Here is a 6,035-nt window from a genome sequence, read left to right on the forward strand (position 1 = left end):
CGCCATCCGCTTCCACGCCGCGTCGCTCAATACCAAACGGTCCATCACACCCAAGGCGGCCTCCCCAAAAGCAGCCTTGAATCTGATTTGCTCCTAAAAGGGAATCCTTAGAGTCCACACCACCTAGAGGTTCGGCACCTCCGCCGGCGCGATCGCGGTCAGCCCGCCGAAGCGGCGCTCGCGGCGATGGAAGGAGGCAAGCGCATCAGCGAGATCGTCGGCATCGAATTCAGGCCACATCCGCTCGGTGAAATGCAGTTCGGCATAGGCGCCCTCCCAGAGCAGGAAGTCCGACAGCCGCTTCTCGCCCGAGGTGCGGATGATCAAATCGACGTCGCGCAGGCCGGCCTCGCCGGTGATCAGATCGGCGAAGGCCTCGCGGCTCAGCTCCCCGATGCCGGCGACGCGCGCCGCAGCGTTCAGGATCGCGTCGCGCGCCGAATAGTCGATCGCGATGCGCAGATGCAATGTGGTGCCGTCGGCGGTCGCGGCCTCGGCGCGCGTGATCGCAGTGGCGATGCCGTCGGGCAGCCGGTCGCGGCGCCCGATCACGCTAAGGCGGACGCCGTTGCGCACGAGGGCCGCGATCTCGTTGGCCAGATAGAATCGCAGCAGTCCCATCAGCGCGGCGACTTCGGCCTTCGGACGACGCCAGTTGTCGCTGGAGAACGCATAAAGCGTCAGTGTGCCGACGCCCTGGTCCGGCGCGGCCTCAACGATGCGGCGGATCGCCTCGACGCCTGCCTCATGTCCGCGCAGCCGGGACAGGCCTCGCCGCGTCGCCCAGCGGCCGTTGCCGTCCATGATGATGCCGACATGCAGCCGCATGGCGGCTTCCGGCTTGAGCGCGACGTTGCTTTGCATCACAAAGTCTCCGGCAAAAAAATGGGAAGATCAAACCGGCTGGATACCAAGGCGGCCAGATGCGCCTTCGTCCTTGCCGGCAGCCTTGGCCGCGTCGCGCACCAGCTTCTCGAGCACGGCAAGATAATCGAGGAAACGGCGGCGGCCGCTCTTGGTCAGACGGCAGGTGGTGTGCGGGCGATTGCCTTCATAGCCCTTGATGACGTCGACGAGGCCGGCCTCCTGCAGCACCTGCAGATGCCGGCTGAGATTGCCGTCGGTCAGGCCGCAGAGCTGCTTGAGATCGGCAAAGGCGAGCCCCTTCGGATGCGCCATCAGCGAGGTCAGCAGGCCGAGCCGCGCCTTCTCGTGGATGACGCGGTCGAGGCCGTCATAGGCGAACGGCGCGGTGGTCACGTCAGTCTTCGGCATCATGGCCTCCGGAAGCGAAATACAACAGTGCTGCGAGCAGCAACTGGCCGATCGCGAAAGGCAGTCCCATGGTCCAGGGCGACAGCGCGTGACTCTGGCTTGCGATCAGGAGTACCGTGAAGCCCGACAGGAAGTACCAGGCGCCGCCGAGCGCGATCGTGCGCGGCAGCAGGCGGACCGAGGCGAACACACCGAGGCTGACCAGCACCTGCCACAGGCCGGGCAGCATCCACAGCGTCTCGGGCGCGAATTTCCATTGCAGGATCGCGAGCAGCACGCCGGCGATGACGGCAGGAACGAACTGCCCGATCGCCTGCTGGACCATCGCGTCCGCAAGGCCCGAATGATGCCGCCGTGAGCGCGCCTGCATCTCGATCCAGATCAGCACGGCTGACAGCAGCGCAGCCGCCGCCCAGCCGGCAAGAAACGCGATCGGATGGCCGGTGGGATCGTCAAGCCAGAGATGTTGGGCGAGCGCGGTGATCAGTGCGATGCCGCTGGTGGCGGCGACGGTTGCCGGACCGTAGCCGCGGAACGCGGTTCCCACCGCGATCTGGCTGCGGATCGCGAGAATATCGGCCAACGCCTTGTCGAGGTCGCGCATGATTCGTCCAAACTTTGTATTGCAAAGTATACGGGATCGCCAAGTAAACGCAAGCGCGATTGCCGGCGGGCGGCAAGGGGCTGGGCCGCGCTCAGACACGGTAAACAACCGATTGCCATTCTCGCTTTGGTTGCGATAGCATACGGCACAATTTCAGCACAGCGACCATTTCTGTGACCGGAGCATGCCGTGGCCGGTCCGCGCGACTTTTTGCCGGGAGTTTTTCATGAACTTCGCCCAGCACCTCAATCGCATCGGCGCGTTTTTTCGACGTCTCCGACGGCTGTATCGCACCGTCGAGGATCTCCGCATCATCGTCATCTGCCTCGCCGTCGGCGGTGTCGCGCTGCTGTATCTGGATCAGGGCAGAGACGTGGTCCGGGCGCTGGTCGACAGCGCCAATGCCACGATGAGCGGCTGGACGATCGCAGACGATGCGTGGCCGGCCTTCGGGCGATGGGCTGCGTTCCTGGCCGCCTGCGTGTGGTCCGGCATCAACGCATGGTATTGGTCCAACCTGCTCTACAAGACCCGACAGGCGCAGCAGCAGCCGCTGTGGTTTCGTTATCTCCGCCGCGTCTTCGGGATCGCGCCGCTGCTGGGCGCAATCGCTGCAATGTGGCTGAGCGCGCGACACGGCTTGCAGGATGCCTGGGTCGGAATGGCCTGCTTCACGCTGGCCGCCGTGCTTCTGTTTGCCTTCTTCGTCTATCGTACCGTGCGGTTTGGTGCACAGCCGGGCGTGCAGCCTTTCGCCGCAATCCGGCTTGAACGCGGCGATTGGGCCTTCATCGCTGCGACCGTCGTCATCTCGGTGGCGATCTTCGTGCTGCTCTGGATATCCGGCCTCCGCACCCATTTCGCCTGGGCATTGGGACCCGCGGCGCTCGCCTATGGCGCGATCGGATGCATCATCCCGATCACCAGCCTGCTGATCTTTCTGGTGCGGCAGCAAAGAATTCCGATCGTGCTGCTCGGCGGCATCGCCTTCGTGGTGTTCAGCCTGTTCAACGACAATCATCGCGTCCGCAGCCTCCCGGCCACTGCCGATATGTCGGCGCGCCCATCGCTCGAGCAGGCTTTGGCGCGATGGGAGGCCGGCCGCGCGCCCAACGAACCGATGATCCTCGTCGCCGCGGCCGGAGGAGCTTCGCGCGCGGCGTATTGGACCGGCACCGTGCTGCGGGCGCTCGATGAACGCAGCAACGGAAAATTCTCCGATCATGTGTTCGCTATCAGCAGCGTCTCGGGCGGCTCCCTCGGCGCAATCGGCTACGCGGCTTGGCTCGCCGATCGCCCGATGGATTCGGAAGCATCCGGCAAGCAGGCCCGGCTGAATTTCGTGCAGACCTTCTTCGGCAAGGACTATCTGTCGCCGGCCATCGGCGGGCTGCTGTTCACCGACCTGCTGCAACGTTTCCTGCCGGCGCCGTTGCTTCCCGACCGCGCCATTTCCCTGGAAGAGGCATTCGAGATCGGGTGGGATCAGCTCGCGACGGCCTGCAAACAGCAGCCATGCCCGGCGAAGGGGCGCCTGGCGGGCGAATACACCGGCATATGGAGCAAGTCCCGGCTTCAGCAAGACGACGGACGATGGGTGCCGATCGTGCTCGCCAACGGCACCTATGTCGAGACCGGCAAGCGCATCGTTACCGCGCCGATCCGCATCGAAACGGACGCGTTCGAGGACACGCACGATTTCTACACGCTGGCGCCGGCGCCGATCCGCGCATCGACCGCGGTGCTCAATTCCGCCCGCTTTACCATCGTCAGCCCGCCGGGGCGCCTGGTCAACGGACAGTCCACCAGCGGGCGCATCATCGACGGCGGCTATTTCGAGAATGGCGGCATCGAGACCGTCTATGACCTCGCGCGCTATCTGAAGCGAACCGGACGCACACGGAAGATCGTCATCATCGAGATCCTGAACGACGACACCATGGGCCCCGAGGACCTCGCACGGCATACCGGCGGCCAGCCGGTCCCGGTCGAGCCGGCAAAGGCCCAGCCGCGCTCACCCATCCTGATCGAGGTTACGTCGATCATCGGTGGCCTCTATCATACGCGCGGTGCGCGCGGCGTGCTCGGCGCCAAGCGCGTCTCCGATACCGGCATATCCGGCCTGGAGAACGCCGAGTTTCACTCGTTCGATCTCAAGCCCCTTGGCAACGACGCCTACACGGCCATGAGCTGGGTGCTCTCGCTCGGCACGCTCGATGCGATGGACGTGACCTTCAACGTCGACGCGGGAAAGCTCGACGAGTTCCTCGCAAGCCGCCACTACACGCCAGGCATGGAGGAGACGATGACCGCCGACCTTCGCGCAGTCATCGGTCGCGCCACGGAGAATCGCCGCCAACTCGACGACGTGCTCAAAACCTTGAACACGGATATCAGGCCGCCGATGCTGGAAGCCACTATCGCGCAGAAGCGAAAGTGACGAGGACCATCACACCTTCACCAGGCTGGCAAAGCCGCCATAGATCATCCGCTTGAGATCAAATGGCGCCGCTTTCGGATCCATCGACGCGAAGCGGGGATCCGCCATCACCTTGGCGTTGATCTTGTCGCGCTGGGCGCGCGACTTGTAGGTGATCCAGGCGAACACCACGGTTTCGTCGGCCTTCAGTTTCACGCTCTGCGGAAAGGAGGTCAGCTTGCCCGGCTTGACGTCGTCGGCGACCCATTCGCGATAATCCAGCGCGCCATGCTCGCGCCAGACCTTGCCGGCCTTCTTCGATAGCTGGGCGTAGGCCTTGAGTTTCTTCTTCGGCACGGCGACGACGAAACCATCGACGTAGGGCATGGGCGTTTCCTTCTGTACTGGACCGTCGTTGCAGGCAGCAGCGCATACGAGCGCGCAGCCCATCACAGGCTTCGCGAAACAATGACGGCGTGTGACGCGCCAAGCGTCAGGAGTGACAGCAGGATGCCTGAACCGGCGCCGGTTGGTACTGGTCACGTAGCCGCAGCCAATCCATCGGATAGGGCAAGCCTTCCTCGTGGCGGCCGAGCGGCGTCAGGTCGAGATAATGGTAGGCGGCATTCATCATGTCGAGGCCTCGCGCGAAGGTCGAGTAGGTGTGGAACACGCTGCCCTCCTCGTCGCGGAAGAACACGCTGATGCCGGGCAGCTCGGGACCATAGAGCGGCGTCGTTCCATAATTGTATTTCGCGTCCCCCGCATCGATCTGACCTTGCGTGAACGACACACCGTAATCGTAGTTGAAGTCGTTGGTTCCCGACGACACCCAGTCGAAGGTCCAGCCCATCCGCTTCTTGAACGCCTCGAGCTTGGCCAGCGGCGCTCGCGAGATCGCGACCATCGTCGTGTCGCGCGCGGCGAGATGCGGAACCATGCGCTCGAAGCCGTCGACCCAGAACGAGCAGCTCTTGCAGGCGGCATCCCATTCCGGCGCGAACATCACGTGCTGCACCACGAGCTGCGGCCGGCCCTTGAAGAGATCGCGGAGCGTCACCTTGCCATCAGGCCCGTCGAACACATAGTCCTGGTCGACCTTCACCCACGGCAGCTCGCGGCGCTGCCGGCTCACCGCTTCGCGGGCCCGGGTGAGCTCCTTCTCGCTGATCATCAGCGCCTTGCGGGCGGCGATCCATTGTTCGCGCGAGACGATTGTGTGCTGAGACATGGCATGCTCCTTTGCAGGTCAGGCGTCGACATACTGTTCCAGATTGCCGAGGAATTCGGTCCAGCCGCGCCGATGGTTGTCGCGAGCGGTCTCATCGACGAACTGCGCGTGATGGAAGGTGAGCAAGGTGCCGCCGGCGTCGGGCTTGATCGACACCGTCACTTCGGACTCGCGCTCCGGCGTCGAATGCCAGGCCCAGCTGAACACCAGCTTCTCGTTCGGCACCACCTCACGATAGGTGCCGCCGACCTCGTGATATTCGCCGTTCTTGCCGGTGAACTTGATCCGGTAGCGTCCGCCGACACGAACATCGAGCTCAGCCTGGGTCGTGCCGGGCTTGACCTGCCCCGGCCCGAACCATTGCACTAGGTTTTCCGGCTCGGTCCACGCGGCGTAGACTTTTTCGGGCCGCGCGCGACACGACGATGGTCGCGATCTCGCGAGCGCCGCTGGCCAAGCTCGAGGCGTTCAAGAAGCGGATGGGCTGGACCTTCGACTGGGTGTCG

7 protein-coding genes and 1 pseudogene are annotated in these 6,035 nt (G+C 64.2%); 2 read left to right on the forward strand and 6 right to left on the reverse strand.

Going from position 1 to position 6,035, the window contains the following annotated elements; genetic code table 11:
* Nucleotides 1–123: 123 nt before the first annotated feature.
* From FNJ47_RS44090 to FNJ47_RS44100, 3 genes are read right to left on the reverse strand one after another with little or no spacing between them, the layout of a single operon-like run.
* Complete coding sequence (locus FNJ47_RS44090; protein WP_163162792.1) at nucleotides 124–864, reverse strand: di-trans,poly-cis-decaprenylcistransferase; 741 nt, start codon at nucleotides 862–864, stop codon at nucleotides 124–126.
* A 30-nt stretch (nucleotides 865–894) separates the two neighbouring features.
* Nucleotides 895–1,275 (reverse strand): transcriptional regulator, encoded by a 381-nt coding sequence (locus FNJ47_RS44095; protein ID WP_163162793.1) that lies wholly within the window; start codon nucleotides 1,273–1,275, stop codon nucleotides 895–897.
* Nucleotides 1,262–1,879 carry a hypothetical protein gene (locus FNJ47_RS44100; RefSeq protein ID WP_163162794.1) on the reverse strand — a complete coding sequence of 206 codons (618 nt, stop codon included), beginning with the start codon at nucleotides 1,877–1,879 and terminating at the stop codon, nucleotides 1,262–1,264. The genes FNJ47_RS44095 and FNJ47_RS44100 overlap by 14 nt, the downstream gene beginning before the upstream one ends.
* Nucleotides 1,880–2,105: 226 nt before the next feature.
* Between FNJ47_RS44100 and FNJ47_RS44105 the strand changes: the two genes are divergently transcribed.
* Nucleotides 2,106–4,319, forward strand: coding sequence for a patatin-like phospholipase family protein (locus FNJ47_RS44105; RefSeq protein ID WP_163162795.1), 2,214 nt, complete (start codon nucleotides 2,106–2,108; stop codon nucleotides 4,317–4,319).
* A 9-nt stretch (nucleotides 4,320–4,328) separates the two neighbouring features.
* Here FNJ47_RS44105 and FNJ47_RS44110 read toward each other — a convergent pair whose 3' ends face one another.
* The 3 genes from FNJ47_RS44110 to FNJ47_RS44120 all read right to left on the reverse strand — a co-directional run bounded on the left by FNJ47_RS44110 (nucleotide 4,329) and on the right by FNJ47_RS44120 (nucleotide 5,895).
* Complete coding sequence (locus FNJ47_RS44110) at nucleotides 4,329–4,685, reverse strand: DUF1428 domain-containing protein (RefSeq protein ID WP_163162796.1); 357 nt, start codon at nucleotides 4,683–4,685, stop codon at nucleotides 4,329–4,331.
* 106 nt (nucleotides 4,686–4,791) lie between these two features.
* On the reverse strand, nucleotides 4,792–5,529 hold the full coding sequence (locus FNJ47_RS44115; RefSeq protein WP_163162797.1) for a DUF899 domain-containing protein: 738 nt from the start codon (nucleotides 5,527–5,529) through the stop codon (nucleotides 4,792–4,794).
* Nucleotides 5,530–5,547: 18 nt separating this feature from the next.
* A complete protein-coding gene (locus tag FNJ47_RS44120) occupies nucleotides 5,548–5,895 on the reverse strand; it encodes an SRPBCC domain-containing protein (RefSeq protein WP_175068507.1) in 348 nt (115 codons plus the stop codon).
* Between the two features lie 50 nt (nucleotides 5,896–5,945).
* Here FNJ47_RS44120 and FNJ47_RS44125 point away from each other — a divergent pair.
* Nucleotides 5,946–6,035: pseudogene (locus tag FNJ47_RS44125) on the forward strand (DUF899 family protein); the annotation flags it as partial.

The organism is Bradyrhizobium uaiense (assembly GCF_010811875.1).
Classification (GTDB): domain Bacteria; phylum Pseudomonadota; class Alphaproteobacteria; order Rhizobiales; family Xanthobacteraceae; genus Bradyrhizobium; species Bradyrhizobium uaiense.

Bases quoted from the DNA above. Each gene is read 5' to 3' on its own strand.
- FNJ47_RS44095 (WP_163162793.1), bottom strand. From the start codon at position 1,275: ATGCCGAAGACTGACGTGACCACCGCGCCGTTCGCCTATGACGGCCTC.
- FNJ47_RS44090 (WP_163162792.1), bottom strand. From the start codon at position 864: ATGCAAAGCAACGTCGCGCTCAAGCCGGAAGCCGCCATGCGGCTGCAT.
- FNJ47_RS44115 (WP_163162797.1), bottom strand. From the start codon at position 5,529: ATGTCTCAGCACACAATCGTCTCGCGCGAACAATGGATCGCCGCCCGC.
- FNJ47_RS44100 (WP_163162794.1), bottom strand. From the start codon at position 1,879: ATGCGCGACCTCGACAAGGCGTTGGCCGATATTCTCGCGATCCGCAGC.
- FNJ47_RS44110 (WP_163162796.1), bottom strand. From the start codon at position 4,685: ATGCCCTACGTCGATGGTTTCGTCGTCGCCGTGCCGAAGAAGAAACTC.
- FNJ47_RS44105 (WP_163162795.1), top strand. From the start codon at position 2,106: ATGAACTTCGCCCAGCACCTCAATCGCATCGGCGCGTTTTTTCGACGT.